Annotated in this window: 23 protein-coding genes and 1 pseudogene; 14 read left to right on the top strand and 10 right to left on the bottom strand. The window is 62.6% G+C overall.

The genetic code is table 11. The features are described from left to right. The first annotated feature begins 69 nt into the window (after positions 1-69). From DLM46_RS21405 to DLM46_RS21395, 3 genes are read left to right on the top strand one after another with little or no spacing between them, the layout of a single operon-like run. Entirely contained in the window at positions 70-1,356 is a 1,287-nt protein-coding gene (locus tag DLM46_RS21405; protein WP_115103545.1) for an MFS transporter, read from the top strand. Between the two features lie 15 nt (positions 1,357-1,371). Next, positions 1,372-2,898 (top strand): amidase, encoded by a 1,527-nt coding sequence (locus DLM46_RS21400; protein WP_115103542.1) that lies wholly within the window; start codon positions 1,372-1,374, stop codon positions 2,896-2,898. A gap of 19 nt (positions 2,899-2,917) precedes the next feature. Next, on the top strand, positions 2,918-4,150 hold the full coding sequence (locus DLM46_RS21395; protein ID WP_115103641.1) for an NAD(P)/FAD-dependent oxidoreductase: 1,233 nt from the start codon (positions 2,918-2,920) through the stop codon (positions 4,148-4,150). Positions 4,151-4,242: 92 nt separating this feature from the next. On the opposite strand, the gene DLM46_RS21390 is transcribed toward DLM46_RS21395, so the two are convergent. The 4 genes from DLM46_RS21390 to DLM46_RS40970 form a co-directional block, all read right to left on the bottom strand. Beyond that, entirely contained in the window at positions 4,243-4,611 is a 369-nt protein-coding gene (locus DLM46_RS21390; RefSeq protein WP_115103541.1) for a DUF190 domain-containing protein, read from the bottom strand. Between the two features lie 204 nt (positions 4,612-4,815). Then, positions 4,816-5,145, bottom strand: a complete 330-nt coding sequence (locus DLM46_RS21385) for a DUF190 domain-containing protein (RefSeq protein ID WP_115103538.1) — start codon at positions 5,143-5,145, stop codon at positions 4,816-4,818. A gap of 292 nt (positions 5,146-5,437) precedes the next feature. Further along, positions 5,438-5,929, bottom strand: a complete 492-nt coding sequence (locus DLM46_RS21380; protein WP_115103535.1) for a GNAT family N-acetyltransferase — start codon at positions 5,927-5,929, stop codon at positions 5,438-5,440. A 62-nt stretch (positions 5,930-5,991) separates the two neighbouring features. After that, complete coding sequence (locus DLM46_RS40970; protein ID WP_279635211.1) at positions 5,992-6,114, bottom strand: hypothetical protein; 123 nt, start codon at positions 6,112-6,114, stop codon at positions 5,992-5,994. Between DLM46_RS40970 and DLM46_RS21375 the strand changes: the two genes are divergently transcribed. The 4 genes from DLM46_RS21375 to DLM46_RS21360 all read left to right on the top strand — a co-directional run bounded on the left by DLM46_RS21375 (position 6,113) and on the right by DLM46_RS21360 (position 8,604). Next, positions 6,113-6,373 (top strand): hypothetical protein, encoded by a 261-nt coding sequence (locus DLM46_RS21375; RefSeq protein WP_244306318.1) that lies wholly within the window; start codon positions 6,113-6,115, stop codon positions 6,371-6,373. The genes DLM46_RS40970 and DLM46_RS21375 overlap by 2 nt on opposite strands. Before the next feature lie 132 nt (positions 6,374-6,505). After that, on the top strand, positions 6,506-6,769 hold the full coding sequence (locus DLM46_RS21370) for a hypothetical protein (protein WP_115103533.1): 264 nt from the start codon (positions 6,506-6,508) through the stop codon (positions 6,767-6,769). Between the two features lie 170 nt (positions 6,770-6,939). Then, positions 6,940-7,878: a S1C family serine protease gene (locus DLM46_RS21365; RefSeq protein WP_115103530.1), complete on the top strand. Its 939-nt coding sequence runs from the start codon at positions 6,940-6,942 to the stop codon at positions 7,876-7,878. Positions 7,879-7,911: 33 nt separating this feature from the next. Continuing rightward, positions 7,912-8,604 carry a response regulator transcription factor gene (locus DLM46_RS21360; protein ID WP_244306317.1) on the top strand — a complete coding sequence of 231 codons (693 nt, stop codon included), beginning with the start codon at positions 7,912-7,914 and terminating at the stop codon, positions 8,602-8,604. Positions 8,605-8,613: 9 nt separating this feature from the next. Here the strand turns inward: DLM46_RS21360 and DLM46_RS21355 are convergent, their stop codons facing one another. Further along, positions 8,614-9,387: a transporter substrate-binding domain-containing protein gene (locus tag DLM46_RS21355; RefSeq protein ID WP_115103526.1), complete on the bottom strand. Its 774-nt coding sequence runs from the start codon at positions 9,385-9,387 to the stop codon at positions 8,614-8,616. Positions 9,388-9,642: 255 nt separating this feature from the next. Here DLM46_RS21355 and DLM46_RS21350 point away from each other — a divergent pair, with 255 nt between their 5' ends. Continuing rightward, entirely contained in the window at positions 9,643-10,788 is a 1,146-nt protein-coding gene (locus tag DLM46_RS21350) for an alpha-hydroxy acid oxidase (RefSeq protein WP_115103524.1), read from the top strand. Positions 10,789-10,827: 39 nt separating this feature from the next. Here DLM46_RS21350 and otsA read toward each other — a convergent pair whose 3' ends face one another. Next, complete coding sequence (gene otsA / locus DLM46_RS21345) at positions 10,828-12,255, bottom strand: alpha,alpha-trehalose-phosphate synthase (UDP-forming) (protein ID WP_115103522.1); 1,428 nt, start codon at positions 12,253-12,255, stop codon at positions 10,828-10,830. A gap of 283 nt (positions 12,256-12,538) precedes the next feature. Then, a complete protein-coding gene (locus DLM46_RS21340) occupies positions 12,539-12,703 on the bottom strand; it encodes an FmdB family zinc ribbon protein (protein ID WP_115103519.1) in 165 nt (54 codons plus the stop codon). A gap of 355 nt (positions 12,704-13,058) precedes the next feature. Here DLM46_RS21340 and DLM46_RS21335 point away from each other — a divergent pair, with 355 nt between their 5' ends. Next, a complete protein-coding gene (locus DLM46_RS21335) occupies positions 13,059-13,544 on the top strand; it encodes an adenosine-specific kinase (protein WP_115103636.1) in 486 nt (161 codons plus the stop codon). A 12-nt stretch (positions 13,545-13,556) separates the two neighbouring features. Here DLM46_RS21335 and DLM46_RS39535 read toward each other — a convergent pair whose 3' ends face one another. Continuing rightward, positions 13,557-13,694, bottom strand: a complete 138-nt coding sequence (locus DLM46_RS39535; RefSeq protein WP_165848023.1) for a hypothetical protein — start codon at positions 13,692-13,694, stop codon at positions 13,557-13,559. Here DLM46_RS39535 and DLM46_RS21330 point away from each other — a divergent pair. Next, complete coding sequence (locus DLM46_RS21330; RefSeq protein WP_115103517.1) at positions 13,682-14,602, top strand: ATP adenylyltransferase family protein; 921 nt, start codon at positions 13,682-13,684, stop codon at positions 14,600-14,602. The two genes, DLM46_RS39535 and DLM46_RS21330, sit on opposite strands and share 13 nt — an antisense overlap. A 32-nt stretch (positions 14,603-14,634) precedes the next feature. Here DLM46_RS21330 and DLM46_RS21325 read toward each other — a convergent pair whose 3' ends face one another. Next, positions 14,635-14,952, bottom strand: a complete 318-nt coding sequence (locus tag DLM46_RS21325; RefSeq protein WP_115103515.1) for a hypothetical protein — start codon at positions 14,950-14,952, stop codon at positions 14,635-14,637. Between the two features lie 152 nt (positions 14,953-15,104). Here DLM46_RS21325 and DLM46_RS39530 point away from each other — a divergent pair, with 152 nt between their 5' ends. Then, a complete protein-coding gene (locus tag DLM46_RS39530; protein ID WP_165848031.1) occupies positions 15,105-15,266 on the top strand; it encodes a hypothetical protein in 162 nt (53 codons plus the stop codon). Between the two features lie 125 nt (positions 15,267-15,391). Here the strand turns inward: DLM46_RS39530 and DLM46_RS21315 are convergent, their stop codons facing one another. Beyond that, on the bottom strand, positions 15,392-15,745 hold the full coding sequence (locus tag DLM46_RS21315; protein ID WP_115103511.1) for a DUF1428 domain-containing protein: 354 nt from the start codon (positions 15,743-15,745) through the stop codon (positions 15,392-15,394). 282 nt (positions 15,746-16,027) lie between these two features. Between DLM46_RS21315 and DLM46_RS21310 the strand changes: the two genes are divergently transcribed. The 3 genes and pseudogenes from DLM46_RS21310 (at position 16,028) to DLM46_RS21300 (ending at position 18,800) form a co-directional block, all read left to right on the top strand. Then, the gene (locus DLM46_RS21310) at positions 16,028-16,900 is read left to right on the top strand and encodes a M24 family metallopeptidase (RefSeq protein WP_115103508.1); all 873 of its coding nucleotides are present in this window, start codon (positions 16,028-16,030) and stop codon (positions 16,898-16,900) included. Positions 16,901-16,965: 65 nt separating this feature from the next. Next, positions 16,966-17,889: pseudogene (locus DLM46_RS21305) on the top strand (alpha/beta fold hydrolase); the annotation flags it as partial. An 8-nt stretch (positions 17,890-17,897) separates the two neighbouring features. Beyond that, positions 17,898-18,800: a metal-dependent hydrolase gene (locus DLM46_RS21300; protein ID WP_115103506.1), complete on the top strand. Its 903-nt coding sequence runs from the start codon at positions 17,898-17,900 to the stop codon at positions 18,798-18,800. The last annotated feature ends 46 nt before the right edge of the window (positions 18,801-18,846 follow it).

Below are 18,846 nucleotides of genomic sequence, written 5' to 3'. Positions count from 1 at the left end.
TACGAGAATTTTATTTTTTCTCGTATATGATAACTCACACCGATTCCACCCATTCGACGGGGGCATATTGTGTCTACGCTCGTACTCAGCAAGTCCGGTCTGACGAAGAAGCACGTTATCGCCGCCACGACCATCGGCACGGCCCTCGAATTCTACGACTTCACCATCTACAGTTTCTTTGCGATTCAGATCGGACAGCTGTTCTTTCCGGGCGCGTCGCCGGTCAATCAGTTCCTGCTGTCCATCGGCGTATTCGGCGTGGGGTTCGTCGTGAGGCCACTCGGGGGAATCGTAATCGGCGCCTATGCGGACCGCGCCGGGCGCAAGAAGGCGATGGTCCTCACCATCATGCTGATGGCGCTGAGTTGCGCGATGATCGCCTGCGCGCCGACCTATGCCGTCGCCGGTCTTGCGGCGCCGTTCATCGTCCTGACCGCGCGGCTGATCCAGGGATTCGCGGCGGGCGGCGAGTTCGGTCCGGGCACGACGTTATTGATCGAATACGCGTCGAACCATACCCGCGCCTTTTTCGCCAGTTGGAACTTTGCGGCCACTGCCGCGGGTCTCGCGCTCGGCGCGGCCGTCGCGACGCTCGTCAACGTGCTGCTGCCCAAACAGGCCGTGCTCGAATGGGGCTGGCGCATTCCATTCCTGCTCGGCATTGTCGCGGCGCCGGCCGGCATGCTGATTCGCAAGCGGCTGGACGAAACGCTGGTGGTTCACTCCACCGATGCAGTTCGGCCACAAGGCGCACTGAAAGCCGCGCTGAGCACGCACGTCAAGCTCACCATTCTCGGCACTTTCGCCGAGCTGGGCGGCTCCGTCTCGGTGTACATCGTCGCGTTCTTCCTGCCGAGCCATGCCGTCCGCGCGCTGCATCTATCGCCGACGACGGCCGTGACCTCCGGTATCGTCAGCTCGCTCGCGTTGTTCGTCGCGGCGCCGCTCGCGGGCATCCTTGCCGACCGGTTCAGCCGCAAGCGCGTACTGGTCGCGTCGCGGGTAGCGATGCTGCTGCTCGTCTATCCCGCGTTCGCGTTGCTCGGCGCACATCCGTCGGTCATGTCGCTCTGCGTCGTTTCCGGCATACTCGCAGTGCTCGTGGCGGGGCAGATCGTACCGGTGCTCGTCATGATCCCCGAGCTGTTCCCCAAGCACGTTCGCGCGACAGGGATCGCGCTGACTTATGTGGTCAGCGCATCCTTCTTCGGCGGCTTCTCGCCGTTTATCGCAAGCTGGCTGGTCGCACAGACGGGCAATCCGCTGGCCCCGGCGTGGTACGTCGCCGCCGCCTGCCTTGTGTCGCTCGTCCCGGTGATCTGGCTCAAGGACCGCACCGGCGAAGCGCTCGCCTGATACGGAGATAATGCAATGAGTGGTAACGACGAGCTGGTCGGCCTGAGCGCCGTGGCATTGCGGCGCATGATCGGAGCCAGGGAGATATCGCCGGTCGAGCTGCTGGAGGCGTGTATCGAACGGATCGAGGCGCTCAATCCCGCCGTGAACGCCGTGACGGCAACGGCTTACCCGGAGGCCAGGAAAGCCGCCCGGGAAGCGGAAAAGCAGGTCCTCGACGGGGCGCCGCTCGGCTTGCTGCACGGCTTGCCGCTGGGCGTAAAAGACCTCGAGGATACGGCCGGCCTGCTCACCACCTACGGCTCGTCGATGTCGCGAGGCAACGTGCCCACGCGCGACGTCGTGCTGGTCGAGCGCCTGCGTGCAGCGGGCGCGATCCTGACCGCCAAGACCAATGTTCCCGAACTGGGTGCCGGTGCGAACACGCGCAATCCGGTGTGGGGCGCGACCGGCAATCCGTTCAATCCGGAGCTGAACGCGGGCGGTTCGTCGGGTGGCTCAGCAGCGGCGCTGGCGTGCGACATGCTGCCCGTCTGCACCGGCTCCGACACAGGCGGCTCGCTGCGGATACCCGCATCGAAGTGCGGCGTGGTCGGGTTCCGGCCATCGCCTGGACTGGTGCCGAATTCACGCCGGTTGCTGGGATGGACGCCGATCTCGGTCGTCGGCCCGATGGGCCGCAGCGTCGCCGAGGCCTGCTTGCAGCTTGCCGCGACAGCCGGTGTTTCCGCAGGCGATCCGCTGACCTGGCCGCTCGATCCGTTGAGCTTCGCGTTGCCCGCCGCCGTCGATCCGAGCACGCTGCGGGTCGGCTGGACCGAAGACTTCAACTGTTGCGACGTCGATCAGGACATCAGGCAAGTCTTTCGCGAGCGCATGGCGGCACTCGCGCCGATGTTCCATACCTGCGAGGAAGTGAGCTTCGATCTTGGCGACGTGCACCGCTGCTTCGACGTCATTCGCGCCGAGAGTTTTGTCGCGGGATTGCGCGAGGCCTACGCGCGCGATCCGAGCCAGCTCGGACCGAACACACGCGCCAACTATGAACTCGGCGCGCGCATGAGCCTTGCGGATAGCGCGTGGGCGCAGGTCGAGCAGACGCGCATCTTCAAGAAATTCCAACGTGCATTTGAACACTACGATGTGATTCTTTCGCCGACCACGCCGGTCTCGCCATTTCCGTGGCAGCAACTCTACGCCGCGCAAATCGACGGACGCGGGCAGGAAAATTACTATCGATGGCTCGCGCTGACTTATGTGGTCACCTTGACCACGCATCCGGCAATTTCATTGCCGTGCGGCGTCGATCGCGCCGGCATGCCGTTCGGATTACAGATCATCGGACCGTTTCAGGGCGACCGGCCAACACTCGCCGTCGCGCATGCGCTGGAACAGGCCTTCGAGCCTTCTCCCATGTTGCGCCGGCCGAGGCCGGATGTGTCGAAGCTCGCTCACGCGAATCCTTCGCTGACGTCCATCGTTACCGCGCCTCCTCTCTTCAATCAAACCGGCGACAGCCAGAGCGGCATTTCAGCGGTCTAGCAACATGACCGGGAACACCATGAAATTCGATACTGTCGTACTCGGCGCGGGCATTGTGGGTGTGTCGGTCGCCGTTCATCTTCAGAAGCGCGGCCGCAAGGTGGCGCTCGTGGACCGCAAGCCGCCGGGCAATGAAACATCGTTTGGCAACGCCGGCCTGATCCAGCGCGAGGGCGTTTATCCCTACGCGTTCCCGCGCGACCTCGGCACATTGCTCCGCTATGTGCGCAACGAATCGCTCGACGTTCGGTACCACGCCGATGCCATGCTCAAGGTCGCGCCATTCCTGTGGCAATACTGGCGCAATTCGCACCCGGAGAAGCATGCGGCTATTGCGCGTTCTTACTCCACGTTGATCGAGCATTGCGTGAGCGAACACCGGGCGCTGGCGGCCGACGCGGGTGCCAGCGCGTTGTTGCGCCCCATCGGCTGGATGAAGGTTTTTCGCACTGCCGGGAAACAGGACGCTGAAACAAGGCTCGCGGAGCGATGGCGTCAGGAATATGGCGTGGCGTTCGAATCGCTCGACGCAACCCGCTTGCGGCAGGCCGAGCCCGATCTCGACACCGCTTTGCTGGGCGGATTGCTCTATACCGAGTCGGATTCCGTCAGCGATCCCAATGCGCTCGTCACGGCGTACGCGAACTATTTCGAGCGGCTTGGCGGACGCTTTTTTTTCGGCGATGCCGACTCGCTTCGTCCTCAATGGGAAGTCGATACGAACGAGGGGACGATCCAGGCATCGGGGGCGGTGATCGCGTTGGGGCCATGGTCGGATCACGCGAGTGCGCGGCTCGGGTATCGCCTGCCGCTCGCCGTCAAACGCGGCTATCACATGCACTACGCCGCACGCGCTGAGGCGCGCCTCAATCATCCCGTGCTGGATGTCGAAAACGGTTATCTGCTCGCACCCATGGCGCGAGGAATCCGCTTGACCACGGGCGCAGAGATCGCCAGCCGCGACGCACCCAAGACACCCACGCAACTCGCCGCTGTCGAACCGATCGCGCGCAAGCTGTTTCCGTTGGGCGAGCGTCTCGACGATGAACCGTGGATGGGCCGCCGCCCCTGCACGGCCGACATGATGCCGATTATCGGACCGGCGGGGAATCACAAGAATCTGTGGTTTGCTTTCGGGCACGCCCATCACGGACTGACTCTCGGACCCGTGACCGGCCGGCTGATTGCTGAAATGATAACCGGCGAACCAACGATCGTTGATGCTCATCCGTTCAGGGTGGAGCGGTTCTAGCGACTGTTTCCGTTGGCTTTCGGCTTTCGGCTCTCGGCTTTCCGCAGGTCAGCTGACGTACCGGCCGGCGCGTCTAAGGCCGGCACTTGCGCCTATCCCGCCGACTTGCCGAAGAGCGAAAAATGTCTGGACGCGTGGCTCGGCACGTCATCGCCGATCTGACCGAACTCGACTGGAAAACGCACGTAGAAGACGCGCACGTGTTCCGCACGTACAAGGTCCAGTAGCTGCTCGGCTTCCTCGTCGGTCACCGCGAGAATGATCTGCTGCGGTTGGTCGGCAAGCTTGAGCATATGTGCCGCGTGATGCGCGCCCGCGTGACCGATGCCTTCGGCGCAGTTGATGACGGTCGCGCCATGAATGCCCAACTCGCGAACCTGATGCAACAGCCATTCGCAGACGGTCTGATGGCCGTGCTTGCGGTTCTGCTCGGTATAGAACGTCAGTTGATAGCCTTGCATAACTCGCCTCCGTCGCGCGCAATGGCCGGCCGCTTCCGCCTTCGCGGCGTCTCGCAACGCCGTCATCGCCGACCACCTTTTTAATCTTAGTTCATGGAGAATCGCCAAGCGCAATGGTGCGGCGCAATACGTGCTATTGACGCGAGTGCTGCGCCGCGGACCGGCACTGTACTATCCTGCTGCCCGGCTTGCCGTTGAGGTCCGCTATTGCGCACCCTCTGATCCAAGCATTTCGTACTCGACGGGACAGCGCGTATAGAAGAGAGGAACGCCCCCGCGCCTGAGACTTTCGAGCAGCGCATCGATGTGAGCGTCGTCCGCGGCAACGGTGACTGCAACCGGCTGGTCGGCCAGTTCAAAGAAGCGGGCCGCGTGATACTTGCCGCGTGCGTCGATGGCTTGCGCCGCTTCAATGACCGTGGCCCCCAGAATGCCGGCCCGCTTCACCTCGTCCACGATCCAGTCGGCCACCAACATATGGTTTTTCCGGCGACTCTGGTTGGCCGCGAACACCGTCAGATGACTGCCTTTCATGAGGACCTCCGATTGGCCCGGAAAAGGCGCCGATTACCGCTGGGCACGCTGTCCGGGATATCCGCGCCGACGCACGCCGACAACGTCTCATGCCTGGCGGTTCGCTACTCAGTCCCCCGGCAGGACCTGGATACTTCGCGGCCAGCGGACTGTCCTTCTTCATAGTAGCAGCCCGGTCGTCGGCTTGCGCTCCGTCCCGAGGTCGCAACCGAATTCGAACAGTAGCTCAACGCGCGCTTTACCGGGTTGCTGTCGGCACACGGTGAAAAGATCGCCAGTTCAGTGCGAACGATCACGATTCCACCTGATTGCCCCACTCAGTCAAATCGAGTTCCAGAAATTGGGTTCCGGCGACCGGATTGAAAGTGTAGGCCGCGACAGCCTTGAAGCCGAATGACGCGTAGAGCTGCTGTGCCGCGCGCATGTCAGGCAGGGTGTCGAGAACGATACGCGCGTAGCCGGCCTCTTTCGCGATTCGGCAGATGGATGCGGCCAGCTGCTTTCCAAGCTGTTGGCCGCGTCCGGCAGGTCGTACATAGAGGCGCTTCATTTCGCAGGTCGTAGCATCCAATGGGCGCATCGCCACGCAGCCGATCACTTGCCCCTCGTTCGAAGCGAGCAGAATTCGGCCGTGAGGCTCGGCATACCTTCCCGGCAGGCCAGCCAGTTCTGCTTCGAAATTCTGGAAGCTCAAGTCGATGCCGAGACTGCTCGCGTACTCGCGAAAAATCGCCCGAACAACTTCAAGGTGCTGCGGGAATCCGGCTGTTTCGATTTTAGTCATGTTGAAAATATCCGCTAATCTGGCCGAAGCCTCGACATGCCAGGCGTGTTGTCGCATCCAGTTTAACGGTGTTCCGCCAGCGCCAGCGCGGTCGGCGGCGCCGGTGTCACGTCCGCTTTGCAGCGCACGCACAAATGCTGAGCCGCACCCGCAGCGGCGAACTGCACGGCAGACTGATTTCGCATGCTTGCCATGACTCCCCATGTGTATCAAGATCAAATCATCACGTCAGCAATCGGCAATCCCATGACGGACGATCCCGATCCCGACCCCGATCAATTGAAAGGCCCAGGCGGCATGACGTTGCGCCAGATCCACGAACAGGTGCAGAAAAGCGTCGAGCGCGACCGGGAAGCACAGGCGGCGCGCAAGTCGCCCGCTCCGCCACAGAGCCGGTGGCAGCGTTGGGTGCGCTACGTGTGGGGCCGCAGCGGACGTCGGTAGTGTCGTGATTCATCGATTTGTCGCATCGACGGTTCGCGCGGTTCGGGACGGCGCAATGCAGCCCGTCCTGCCCGGGGACGCAAGCCGACGAATGCCCTGTTTGCTGGCTGGCGCGTCAACGTGAGGTTAAACATGGATCAAACAAAATTGACTGCTCACCTGCCGACGGTCGAAGTAGAGATCACGCGGCGCACGGTCCCCGAGCATCATGCCGAGGCCATCACCATTCACATCACCGCGACACCCACGTTCGACGCGGCAGCGCAATGGCTCCTCGCCGCGGGCCTGTTTCCATTCGCGCCCCCGCTCTCGCTATGGACGGACCTCCTGCGCGCCTGGCAGCCGTGGTTGCCGGCCAGCTCGGGATCGCCGCGATCTCGGCGGGACCCGAAATAGGCGCCGGAATAGGCGCGGCCGCCTACCCGTTAGGGTGGTGTACTCCCAGCGTCGTTCTGTCATTCTGAGTTCGCTCGCCGCCTATCGCGCGCACCGGATTTGCGCGCGATAGGCGGGTGAGGCACGCGTGGAGCGTGTCGCAAATGACAGGCGAAGGCAGGAGAAATCACATGGAAACCTCAACATCCAACGGTAATCCGTTGCAGGATCTGTCCGACAATCTGGCGCGGATCGTCGAACGAGTCGGACAAGGCGTCGTCGCGGTGCACGGCCGGCATCGCGTGGCCTCAAGCGGGGTAATCTGGCGGCATGGCGTCGTCGTCACGGCTGCACACACGCTCAGACGCATGGAGGGCATCGAGGTTACGCTGCCTGACGGCCGCACCGTCGCAGCCGTCCTCGCGGGCCGGGACACCGGCACCGACGTTGCCGTGCTGAAACTGGACGGCGTGGATCTGGACCCGGTCGAATCCGGCGATGCCCGCTCGCTCAAGGCCGGCCATTTTGTACTCGCCGTGGCGCGGGGCGACGGCTTCGGCGCCAGTGCCGATTTCGGCGTGATCGGCAACGCAGGCGGCCCCTGGCGCACCTGGCGAGGCGGTCAGCTCGATGCGTTCGTGCGGCTCGACGGCGGCCTGCACCCGGGTTTCTCCGGCGCGGCCCTCGCGGATGCGGGCGGACAGGTCATGGGGATTTGCACCTCGGGGCTCGTGCGTGGCGCCGGCATGCTGATCCCCGCCATGACCGTAGAGCGTGTCGCCGAGGAGCTGCTGGATAAAGGACGCGTCTCCAGGGGCTATCTCGGTGTCGGTACGCAGCAGGTGGATCTGTCGGAGGCGTGGATCGACAAAATGAACCTGTCCGCGAAGCATGGATTGCTGGTCAATTCGCTCGCGCGGGGCGGTCCCGCTGAGCAGGCGGGCGTGCTCCTCGGCGACGTGCTGATCGAACTGGACGGCAAGCCGTGCTGCGATATCGACGACGTGCACACCGTGCTCGGCGCCACGAACATTGGACAGCCGCTGAAGATCGCGCTGATCCGGGGTGGGGAACGCACAGAATGTTCGCTAACCGTGGGTGAGCGCCCGCAACGGGATTCGTGGCGGTGAAGCCCAGCCAGCGCTCAAAGGTCGGATGGACAGATGACACAGACGGCAGAGACGGCAGAGACGGCAGAGACGGCACAGATGGGGAGCCCGGTCCGGGTGGCGATCATCGCTGATTCGCCGCAGGTGCGCGCGAGCCTGCAAGCGCTTGTCGAGGCGAGTCCGACGCTCAGATTCGCGGGTAGCGCAGCCGACGCGCGCATGCTCGCCGACCGTCTCGCCGGATCGGTCCCGGATGTGATCGTGTTCGACGCGGAACCGGAGGCGAGCGACGCGCCCAAAGCCGGCTTCGACATCGGGCACTCCCCGTCGGCGCTCGTCATGTTGACCGACGAGGCCGACAGCGAATGGATCCTCGACGCGTTGCCCGGCGACGCGACGGCGATCCTGCCGCGGGATGCGATGCCTGGCGAAATCGTCGCATCCATCGAAGCGGTGGCCGCGGGTCTTTACGTACTCTCGCCCGAGATCGTCGGGCGCTTGCTGTCCGGCCGGACGCCGCCGCGGCAGACGGCGACCGGCACGCCGGTCGAAATCCTCACGTCACGCGAAATCGAAGTCCTCATGATGCTTGCCGAAGGGCTCAGCAACAAGGAAATCGCGCGCCAGCTCGATATCTCGGACAACACCGTGAAATTCCACCTTGCCGCCCTTTTCGGCAAGCTGGGCGCGACCAACCGCACCGAAGCGGTGATGCTCGGGATGCGGCACGGCTTCGTCATGTTGTAGGCGGAACCTTTATTTGCCCAGCCATTTCGCGCTCGTTTGCGCATATTCGCCATTGGCCTGGCTCAGGTGCAGCCACTGGTCGACAAAGTGCTTGTACACCTCGTCGCCGTTCGGCAAGAGATAGCCCATCTCGGCATATTGCAGCGGCTTGCCGGGATTCACCGCGCACAACTCGGGATGCGCCTTGCTCTGCACGATCGCCTCCGCCGCTTCCGTGACGAAGACATCTGCGTGGCCCTTGATGAGCTCGTCGAAGATCGTGAGGTTGTCCGGTGCCATCGTCAGTTGCGCGTGGCTCAGCCTGGCTTTCGCAAAGCGCTCGTTGCTGCCGCCCGGGTTCGCGATCACGCGCACCGACGGTTGGTCGATCGCCTCGATGGTCTGATACTTCGCAACGTTTTCGCAGCGCGTAATCGGTGTTTTGCCGTTGACCATATAAGGCATGCTGAAGTACGCCTGTTTCTGCCGCTCGAGCGAAACGGAAATGCCGCCTGCCGCGATATCGCATTTACCCGCGACGAAATCGGGCAGCAGATTCGCCCATGTGGTCTTGACGAATTGCGGTTTCGCGTTGAGGGCAGTCGCAAGCGAGCCCATCAGATCGACGTCCAACCCTTCGAACTCGCCCGGCGCCCGCTGGAAACTGAACGGCTTGTAATCGCCTGGCGTGCACACGCGCAGGATGCCGCTCTGCGTCACGCGAGCCAGCGTGGATGGCGACGGGGTCTGGGCGAAAGCAAAGGATTGCGCAAGCAGCAAGGTCAACGCGACAACGAATTTCATAGGCCAGCTCCATAGGGGATAGGGTTGAGAACGTCAGAAGGAATATCACAGCCAGAATTTCCAGCAAAAATATCCGGTCATCGTAAAGCTGAAGATCAGTATGCGGGTTGGCGGTGCCCCGCTGTGTCCTCGCTGTGTCCCGTATGGCGGCATGGAGCCAAGGCGCAGGTTTGAACTTTCCCAGGAATTCCCTGAATACCCGACAAGCGTAGCGACCACGTACACTCGTCGCTCTTCCCCGCGCTGAGAGAAACCGTGCCTGCCATCACCTGCATTGAAGATTTACGCGTGCTTGCCCAACGGCGCGTGCCGCGCATGTTCTACGACTACGCCGACAGCGGCTCGTGGACCGAGAGCACCTACCGCGCGAATGAAAGCGACTTTCAGCGCCTGAAGCTGCGTCAGCGAGTGGCGGTCAACATGGTGGGGCGCAGCACGCGCACGGAAATGGCGGGACAGGCGGCCGCCATGCCGGTGGCGCTCGCGCCGACTGGTTTGACCGGCATGCAACACGCCGACGGAGAAATTCTCGCTGCGCGCGCGGCTGAGAAGTTCGGTGTGCCGTTCACCTTGTCGACCATGAGCATCTGCTCGATCGAGGACGTGGCTGCCGGAACCACCCAGCCGTTCTGGTTCCAGCTTTATATGATGCGCGACCGCGATTTCATCGTGCGCCTGATCGAGCGGGCTCGCGCGGCACGGTGCAGCGCGCTGATGCTGACGCTGGATCTGCAGATCCTCGGCCAACGCCACAAGGACATCAAGAACGGGCTGTCGGCGCCGCCCAAACTGACGCCCGCGAACCTCGTCAATCTCGCGACCCGGCCGCGCTGGTGCCTCGGCATGCTCGGCACCCGGCGGCGTACGTTCGGCAACATCGTCGGTCATGCGAAGGGGGTGGGCGATCTGTCGTCCCTCAGCTCGTGGACCGCCGAGCAGTTCGATCCGGCGCTGAGCTGGGCAGACGTCGAATGGGTCAAGAAGCAATGGGGCGGCAAACTCATTCTGAAAGGCATCATGGATGTCGAAGATGCGCGCCTCGCCGCCGACAGCGGCGCCGACGCACTGATCGTCTCCAACCATGGCGGCCGTCAACTCGACGGCGCGCCCTCCTCGATCTCGGTGCTCCCAGAGATCGCACGCGAGGTCGGGTCGCGCATCGAAGTGTGGATGGACGGCGGCATCCGCAGCGGACAGGACGTGCTGAAAGCCATTGCGCTCGGCGCCAAGGGCACGCTGATCGGCCGCAGCTTCCTTTACGGCCTGGGTGCAATGGGCGAGGCGGGTGTCGAGCAGTGCCTGAAGATCATCCACAAGGAACTGGACATCACGATGGCCTTCTGCGGCCATACGGATATCCGTCAGGTAGACGAACGAATCATTCTTCCTGAACGACGCTGACCGCCGCGCCGGGCGCGATGCCTCGCGCGTGCCCGGCTTTCAGCCAGAGGTTCGGCTCACGTCCTTGACGGCTTCTTCTTTCGGGACGCATTCTTCCAGCGCTTGCAGAAAGGTCGAACTCCACCAGTGCACATCGAACTTGCGGATCCGGCGCAGCAGCGCTTCATGCCGGTTGATCCGCTCGTCGAGCGACATCGTCAGCGCGCGTTGAATGGCCTGCGCGGTACCCTGCGTGTCGTAGGGGTTGACCAGCAGTGCCTCCTTTAATTGCTCCGCGGCGCCGGCAAATCGCGAAAGCACCAGCATGCCCGGGTCGGCGGAATCTTGTGCGGCGATGAATTCCTTCGCGACCAGATTCATGCCGTCGCGCAACGGCGTGACGAGCGCGACCCGGCTCGCGCGATAGAGGCCCGGCAGACGCTTACGGGCCACGTTGCGATGAATGTAGCGCAGCGGCATCCAGTCCAGTTCGCCGAAGTCGCCGTTGATCGCGCCGCACAGGCTATCCATCTGACGCCGCAGATTGTCGTAAGCGCCGACGTCCTCGCGGCTAGGCGAAGCGATCTGGATCAGCGTCGCGCTATTGCGATTTTCCGGGTAGTAGGTCAACAGCTCGCGGAATGCATGAATGCGCTGCGGCAGGCCCTTCGAGTAATCCAACCGGTCGACGCCCACCAGCAGACGCCGCCGCGAATATTCGGCGCGCATCCGGGCGAACATGTCGCGCCCTTCCTTCGAATCGGCAAGACGAATGAACTCGTCGACGTCGATGCCGATGGGATACGCGCCGACCCGCAGCGTTCGATTGAACGCCCGGAGGCGATCCGGACTCAACCGTTGCGCCTGCGCTTCCGATTCGACGTAGTGAGAAAAATGCGTCAGGTCGGCTTCGCTCTGGAAGCCCACCAGATCGTATGCAAACAGCGAGCGCATCAGCCATTCGTGCTCCGGGATCGCCGCCATGATCAGCGGCGGCGGCATCGGAATATGCAGGAAGAAGCCAATGCGATTGGTACATCCCATGGCGCGCAACTCGGCGGCGAGCGGGATCAACTGATAATCGTGAACCCAGATGAGATCGTCGGGCTTCAACAGCGGCAGCAGCTTGTGCGCGAATAACTGGTTGACCCTGCGATAGCCCGCCGCGAAGCGCGTGTCGAAATTGGCCAGGTCCAGCCGGTAGTGGAATACCGGCCACAAGACATCGTTCGCGTAACCCAGGTAATAGGTGTCGTGATCCTCCCGGCTCAGATCGAGTGTCGCAAGCGTAACGTTGCCGGCCGTCTGGATATGGACGTCGGCGTGACCGGGTTGTGCGGCATCCGCTGCTTCCTGGATCTTGCCGCTCCAGCCGAACCAGAGCCCGCCAGTCTGTTGCAGGCTTTCGCGTAACGCTACGGCGAGTCCGCCAGCTGCAGGCTTGCGAGGATCGGCAGTGCGATTGGAAACGACGACTAGACGACTCATGGGGTCCTTGTGTTGTTGCGTTCACGTTGCGATATCCGGCGCGGCCAAGGGGACATGACCTCCCCTGCCGGCGCACGGCGAACGTACGCGGTTTTGACTGAAGCCGGCGCAGCGGGGGCCGCGCGTTCACAAAGCATGGAACTTGCGGCGTAGCCAGCCATGCCGGACAAGGGACACATTCTGATGAGCCAGTTTACTACGTCGTTAACACATACTCACGCCCAGGCTTCGCCTGCATACTTCATGCACGAAAAATGGAGCATCGCCGCTGAAGCGGTAAAACTCAGCTCTTTTTCGAGGTCAGGGCGACAAACGGCGTCGGTACATGCTGACACGCCTCGCTTCCGCACTTTGGGCAACGCGGATGGGCATCCGCGTGTTCAGCGAGATGTTCCGCGTGCTCGAACAACTCGCCACACTTCTCGCAACGATATTGGTACGTCGGCATTGCGTTCCTCCAACATGAATCCATCTGTGCCGGCCATAGACGACGCGCCGGCACGGTCCGGTACTGTGAAAATTCATTCTAGTGCAGGAAATGCGCTGCCATGCGCCTCATCTCGCTCGACGCTTACTGGCTGTGGCTGTGGCTGCGACGGCACGCCTGCAACGCGCCGCCCACGGACACGCGATGTCACATCGCCGCGCTATCAGCGGACCGGTACTTCCGCCGACCGCTGTTTGTACTACGCTTGATTAACGAAGATAGGCCGTCGCCGTCGGGCGCCATCGAGCGCAAGCCGGCGAACTGCCATCCGCTGCCTCTCCCCCGGTGTTTCTGGTGCTACAGAGCGAGGTCCGATATGCATCTGCTTACGGTAACAATCGTCAAACCCGAAACGACGAACTTCATCCTGGGACAAAGCCACTTCATCAAGTCTGTCGAGGATCTTCACGAGGTCATGGTCAGCACCGTTCCGGGCATCAAGTTCGGTTTGGCGTTTTGCGAAGCGTCGGCCAAGCGACTCGTGCGCCAGTCCGGCACGGACGCCGACCTGATCGAGTTGGCATGCCAGAATGCGATGGCCATCGCGGCAGGCCACTGCTTCATGATCTTTCTCGGCGAAGGCTTTTACCCGGTCAACGTTCTGAATGCGATCAAGACCGTGCCGGAGGTATGCCGGATTTTCTGCGCGACAGCGAATCCCACACAGATTCTGGTTGCCGAGACAGACCAGGGACGCGCCATCCTGGGGGTGGTCGACGGCTTTCCACCGCTTGGTGTGGAGAATGAAGAGGACGTTCAGTGGCGCAAGAATCTGTTGCGTGCGATCGGTTACAAAGCGTAGCCTCGCTTGCTCTCATTTGGCGACATGCGCGTAGGCGACATGCGCGTAGGCGGCATGCGCGTAGGCGACATGCGCATTGGCCACACGCGCATGAGCAAAACGCGCGCTTGCAGCATGCACGCCGGTCTGGCTGATCCATGGAACATCCATCTCTCCAGCCCGGCACCCTGTGGCCGGCCATTCTGCGCCGGACCGGGCATGCGCTGCGCCGCGGCGCACTGCGGCCGATCGAAACCACCCAGACCCTGATCGAAGAATGCGGCATCAGTTTCCTTGTCCGCCAGGTCTCGAGCCTCGCTCGCAAGAAGGCAGCCCGGCACGCGCCTGAAGCGGATGCCGGCGCGCGCCGCGCGGTCAATCCGTTCCTGCCTTATGACCCAGACCTCTTCGTGGCCGATATTTCGGACACCCACGTCGCCTTGCTCAACAAGTTCAACGTCATCGACCATCATCTGCTGATCGTCACGAGGAGCTTCAGGTCGCAGGAAACGCTGCTCGATCTCGCGGACTTCGCCGCCTTGATCGCCTGCATGGCCGAGTTCGACGGCCTGGGCTTCTACAACGGCGGTGTGGACGCCGGCGCGAGTCAGCCCCACAAGCATCTGCAGATCGTGCCGTTGCCGCTTGGGGAATCAGGTCCGCCGCTACCCATCGAGTCCGTGCTCGCGGCGGCGCGCATGGAAGGTCCGATCGGCACGATTCCAGTCTTGGCTTTTCGGCACGCCTTCGCCCATCTGGAATGGGCTCCTGCGGCTTCGCGGCACGCAGCACATGCAGCTTTGGATTGCTACCACGCGTTGCTCGAAGCCGCCGGCCTGCGACCAATCGAAGTCAATGGCGAGCTGCATCACCCGGCGCCGTATAACCTGCTGGTCACCCCCCGATGGATGCTGCTCGTGCCGAGGTCTTCGGAATGCGTCGAGGGCATTTCGGTGAATGCGCTGGGGTTCGCGGGATCGCTCTTCGTGCGCGACGCTGCACAGCTGCAAATCATCAGGAATCTCGGTCCGATGACCGTGCTGCAGCGAGTCGCGCTCCCTGCCGTCAGGGAGCGATAGGCCTTATCTGCAATATCCGCACCGTCTGCGTTTCAACGCTTGGAGCCCTTCATGCTTTCGGCTTCGATCGCGGCATTGCGCTCCTCGCCGGCCTCGATGGGGTCCATGTCATCGTCGATGAAAGCAGTCGCGCGTTCCGTCACCGCCGTCGCTTCATCGACGATCGGGTCGAACTCTGCGTCGTCGTCGCCCGGAGGCTCCAGCATGTCCCGAAGCATGGCCGCCAACTCCGGCGTGTCCCACGGCGCGCCATGCCGTTTTTTGATTTTTATGTAGTGTCTGACTTCCGCGTCCTGTTCCGGAGTCAAGGGAAGACCGCGAAAGGTGCTTTGAGGCGTAGCGTCGGCCATGGCATCGCTCCAGGATTTGACTCGGTTCGAGTGTATCTCCGTGGTCGGAGGACCTCAACTATCGCTCTGCGCAGCAGATATCGGCGCATGCCGTCGCTATTTCTCCGGTCACCTAAAATACAGGCATGGTTCTGACCTCAAAGGAGGTTGCCATGACTGAGTCAATGGTCAGTTTTGTCGTGGGAATCGCGGTGCTGCTATGCGTCGTGGTATTTGTCGCGACCCGCTACAGGCGGGAACACAAGGACCAGCCGGCTGCCCGTTGGCTGGACACGCATCAGATCAGGGACTGGTGGATGCGCCATAAACACTGAATGGCATGACAGATGATTTCCGGAAGTACCGGGGTGCGCCAGCGCTATTTTTCGAGGACTTAATAAACTGCTCCAGATCGAGCATGGCGCATGCACGCTACCCCGGCCTCCGCTGAGACTTCGACTCACACATCCACGATGACTTCGAAGCCACCGTAGATCAGCCGCTTGCCGTCGAAAGGCATCGGATTCACGTCCGGCTGCAGCCGCGGATCCGCCATCACTTTTTTCATACCCTCATCGCGCACCTGACGCGACGGCCAGACCACCCAGGAAAACACCACCGTTTCGTCGTCCCTGCGTTTTACCGCCATCGGAAACGACGTCAGCTTGCCCTCCGGGACGTCATCTCCCCAGCACTCGACCACCTGCAACGCGCCGTTCTCCTTGAAGACGCCCGCGGCCATTTCAGCCTGTTTTCTGTATTTGTCACGGTCGACCGTGGCTACCGGCACGACAAATCCATCGACGTAAGTCATGAACGCGCTCCTTTCGGATTAACAATCGAATCGGGGACGGAAAGCGACGTGGTTTCGACCCGCCATCGCCGCACCGCGCCCCTGTAAGCACGACGAACGGCACACCGCAAAATCGACAGCGATCCTGTTGCCCTTCATCGCGGCCCACCAGGGAAAACAACCAGTGGACGAGCCATTTCCTTGGTGTAGCATCCAATCGTTACATTATTCAATGTAACAATAAAAAATGTCATTGTGACGGGCAGCCGCACGCCCGCCGGACAGCCTATTCGGGAGACAGGTATGGGTGACAAGGCCATTCCACACGTCGACGTGGACGAACTGGCGCAGTTCCGCCAAGTCCAGCAACTGGCTTATCGGTGCGTCGAGAGCGTCGGCGGCATGCTCCGGCCGGGCATCACGGAAAAAGACGCCGCCCGGCTGCTGACCGTCTGGTTGCAGGACCACGGCGTGCGTGACTGGCTGCACAAACCCTTCGCCTGGTTCGGCGGCCGGACCGCCTTCGAAGGTTTTTCCGGGCTGTCGCACATGGCCGGCTTCAACCTGGCGTTCTTCCCGAGTTCGCGCCGGCTGGAAGAAAACATGCCGGTCATTCTCGACGTGGCGCCGGTACTGAACGGCGTAATCGCCGATGTCGGCTACGCCACCTGCGTCGGCACGAATCCCATTCTCGAACAACTGAAGGACGACCTGGCCGAACATCGCGCGCTGATCGTCAGCATGGTGAAGCAGCGGCGCACGCTTGCCGACGTCGCGCGCGCAGTCGACCAGTTGTGCAGGAAACAGGGCGTGGAGCCGCGCCACAAAGCTTACCCGTTCAAGGTGCTGGCGCATCGTGTCGCGAAGCTGCACAACCCCGCCAAGCCGCGCTTCGTCGCGCGTTTCGGCCTGAACGCCACGCGCAATCTGATCCTCGACCAGGCCGGCGCAGGCAGGAAGGAAGGCTGGTCGCCGCTGTGGTCGATCGATCGCCGCTCGGATCACGCGCCGACGCCCGGCCTGTGGGCCGTCGAGCCGCATCTCGGCTTTCAGGGCGTGGGCGCCAAATTCGAAGAATTGCTGGTCATCACCGATGACGACGCCTACTGGCTCGACGACGACCTGCCGCATGTGCGCCGCTGGGTGCAGCGCGGGCAGGCACAGTTCGCTGCATGACGGAGGCGCCCATGCCGCTTCTGACCGAACCCGCGTCGCCCACGCTATACGCGGCATCGCCGGCCATGCCTTGCACCGGCTTCACGGTGCGCTCGTGTGACGTGGCGCTCGCCGCCAGGGCATGGGGCGATCCCAACCGGCCAACCGTGATACTGGTGCACGGCTACCCCGACAGCAGCGAAGTCTGGGACGCTCTGGCCGCGCTACTGGCAAACGATTTCCATGTGGTCGCCTACGATGTTCGCGGCGCGGGTCAATCCACCGCGCCAAAGGGTACGGCGGCTTATTGCCTGGAAAAACTGACCGACGACTTCATTGCCGTCATCGACACGGTGAGTCCCCATCGCGCGGTTCATCTGGTCGCGCACGACTGGGGTTCGATCCAGGGCTGGGAATTCGTCACCGAAGAACGGCTGCGCGGGCGTATTGCCTCATACACATCGTGCTCCGGCCCTTGCCTCGACCATGTCGCGTACTGGATGCGAGCACGGCTGCGGCATCCCACGCCACGCTCGATCGGCAAGCTAGCGGGTCAGCTGGTGCGGTCCTGGTATGTGCTGCTGTTCCACTTGCCGGTGCTCCCTGCCTTGATCTGGCGTTTGTGGCTCGGCCGGGCGTGGCCGCGAGTGTTGCTTCGTGTGGAGAAGACACGGATCGCGCCTCGCCCGACGCAAACGCAGGACGGCGTACGCGGCGTATCGCTGTATCGCGCCAACTTCATTCGCTGTCTGTTCACGCCGCGCCAACGCTACGCGCATGCGCCGGTGCAGGTGATCGTGCCGACACTGGACAAATACGTCAGCCCGGCGCTGTCCGAAGATCTGTCGCGCTGGGTGCCGAAGTACTGGCGCCGCGAACTGGCCGAACGGCATTGGGTGCCGCTCACCCATCCCGAACAGATGGCGCAGATGGTGCGCGAACTCGTCGATTACGCTGAAGGCGCTGAAGGCGGCGCGCAACCGGATACGACATCGCCAACAGGACGCCGGAGACCGTCATGACAGAAGCAGCCACCCCGTACAAGATCAAGGCACGCCACGTGAAGTTCGACTGGAGCCGAACGCCCATCCAATGGGTTCCCGGCGACCCGTCGAGCACGCACGTCATCAATGTGCTGAACCTGCTGTTTCCTGCCGGCGAACTGTGGTTTTGCCGCGTCTACAACAAGGCGCTGCCGCTGATCACCGATCCGGCGCTGCATGACGACGCACAAGGGTTCCTCAGGCAGGAAGCGGTGCATTCGCGCTCGCACGGCGGTGTGCTCACGCACTACTACAAGGCTCACGGCATCGACACGCAACCCTTCACAAAGAAACTCGACTGGTTGTTCGGCAAGCTGCTCGGGGAGCAACCGCTTGGGCTGAAGATCGGCAAAACGCGCTTCTGGCTGCGCCAGCAACTCGGCATCATCGCCGCACTGGAACATTTTTTCGGCTACCTCGGCAATTGGGTGCTCAATGCCGACGGGCTCGATGCCGCCGATGCCGACCCCACCATGCTCGACCTGCTGCGCTGGCACGGCGCCGAAGAAGTGGAGCATCGCACCGTGGCCTTCGACATCTTCCGGCATATGGGCGGCAGTTACTTCGAACGCTGCTTTCACATGCTTTCGACCATCATGCTTCTGCTGTACTTTCTGACGCGCGGTGCGCGCTACATGCACGAGCGCGATCCCGATGCCGGTGCGTACCGAGGTTTTATGCTCGCCTGGCGCACCGGCGCGCGGCGCCGTTGCCTGCCGTCGTTCTGGAAAATGATCGCCGCAGCGCTGCGCTATTTCAGTCCGCGCTATTCGCCGCATCACGAAGGTTCCACCGAGCAGGCGCTCGCCTATCTTGCGACCTCGCCTGCTGCGCAAGCCGCCGCGCATGGGGGCAACTGGGTGCGTGATGCGGGTTGATACGGCCGCGCCGCTGACATCGACATCGAAGCGAGGCGACGGCGCT

This window comes from Paraburkholderia lacunae (assembly GCF_003353175.1).
GTDB classification, from domain to species: domain Bacteria; phylum Pseudomonadota; class Gammaproteobacteria; order Burkholderiales; family Burkholderiaceae; genus Paraburkholderia; species Paraburkholderia lacunae.
The sequence above is the reverse complement of the archived record's forward strand: the minus strand, read 5'-3'. Positions and strand labels throughout refer to the sequence as shown.

What these genes read in the sequence shown, in the direction of transcription:
- DLM46_RS39530 (WP_165848031.1), top strand. Translation starts at nt 15,105, where the DNA reads ATGACTGAGTCAATGGTCAGTTTTGTCGTGGGAATCGCGGTGCTGCTA.
- DLM46_RS21335 (WP_115103636.1), top strand. Translation starts at nt 13,059, where the DNA reads ATGCATCTGCTTACGGTAACAATCGTCAAACCCGAAACGACGAACTTC.
- DLM46_RS21370 (WP_115103533.1), top strand. Translation starts at nt 6,506, where the DNA reads ATGGATCAAACAAAATTGACTGCTCACCTGCCGACGGTCGAAGTAGAG.
- DLM46_RS21315 (WP_115103511.1), bottom strand. Translation starts at nt 15,745, where the DNA reads ATGACTTACGTCGATGGATTTGTCGTGCCGGTAGCCACGGTCGACCGT.
- DLM46_RS40970 (WP_279635211.1), bottom strand. Translation starts at nt 6,114, where the DNA reads ATGCGAAATCAGTCTGCCGTGCAGTTCGCCGCTGCGGGTGCGGCTCAG.
- DLM46_RS21360 (WP_244306317.1), top strand. Translation starts at nt 7,912, where the DNA reads ATGACACAGACGGCAGAGACGGCAGAGACGGCAGAGACGGCACAGATG.
- DLM46_RS21340 (WP_115103519.1), bottom strand. Translation starts at nt 12,703, where the DNA reads ATGCCGACGTACCAATATCGTTGCGAGAAGTGTGGCGAGTTGTTCGAG.
- DLM46_RS21385 (WP_115103538.1), bottom strand. Translation starts at nt 5,145, where the DNA reads ATGAAAGGCAGTCATCTGACGGTGTTCGCGGCCAACCAGAGTCGCCGG.
- DLM46_RS21310 (WP_115103508.1), top strand. Translation starts at nt 16,028, where the DNA reads ATGGGTGACAAGGCCATTCCACACGTCGACGTGGACGAACTGGCGCAG.
- DLM46_RS21400 (WP_115103542.1), top strand. Translation starts at nt 1,372, where the DNA reads ATGAGTGGTAACGACGAGCTGGTCGGCCTGAGCGCCGTGGCATTGCGG.
- DLM46_RS21330 (WP_115103517.1), top strand. Translation starts at nt 13,682, where the DNA reads ATGGAACATCCATCTCTCCAGCCCGGCACCCTGTGGCCGGCCATTCTG.
- DLM46_RS21395 (WP_115103641.1), top strand. Translation starts at nt 2,918, where the DNA reads ATGAAATTCGATACTGTCGTACTCGGCGCGGGCATTGTGGGTGTGTCG.
- DLM46_RS21300 (WP_115103506.1), top strand. Translation starts at nt 17,898, where the DNA reads ATGACAGAAGCAGCCACCCCGTACAAGATCAAGGCACGCCACGTGAAG.
- DLM46_RS21375 (WP_244306318.1), top strand. Translation starts at nt 6,113, where the DNA reads ATGCTTGCCATGACTCCCCATGTGTATCAAGATCAAATCATCACGTCA.
- DLM46_RS21380 (WP_115103535.1), bottom strand. Translation starts at nt 5,929, where the DNA reads ATGACTAAAATCGAAACAGCCGGATTCCCGCAGCACCTTGAAGTTGTT.
- DLM46_RS21325 (WP_115103515.1), bottom strand. Translation starts at nt 14,952, where the DNA reads ATGGCCGACGCTACGCCTCAAAGCACCTTTCGCGGTCTTCCCTTGACT.
- otsA (WP_115103522.1), bottom strand. Translation starts at nt 12,255, where the DNA reads ATGAGTCGTCTAGTCGTCGTTTCCAATCGCACTGCCGATCCTCGCAAG.
- DLM46_RS21355 (WP_115103526.1), bottom strand. Translation starts at nt 9,387, where the DNA reads ATGAAATTCGTTGTCGCGTTGACCTTGCTGCTTGCGCAATCCTTTGCT.
- DLM46_RS21365 (WP_115103530.1), top strand. Translation starts at nt 6,940, where the DNA reads ATGGAAACCTCAACATCCAACGGTAATCCGTTGCAGGATCTGTCCGAC.
- DLM46_RS21390 (WP_115103541.1), bottom strand. Translation starts at nt 4,611, where the DNA reads ATGCAAGGCTATCAACTGACGTTCTATACCGAGCAGAACCGCAAGCAC.
- DLM46_RS39535 (WP_165848023.1), bottom strand. Translation starts at nt 13,694, where the DNA reads ATGGATGTTCCATGGATCAGCCAGACCGGCGTGCATGCTGCAAGCGCG.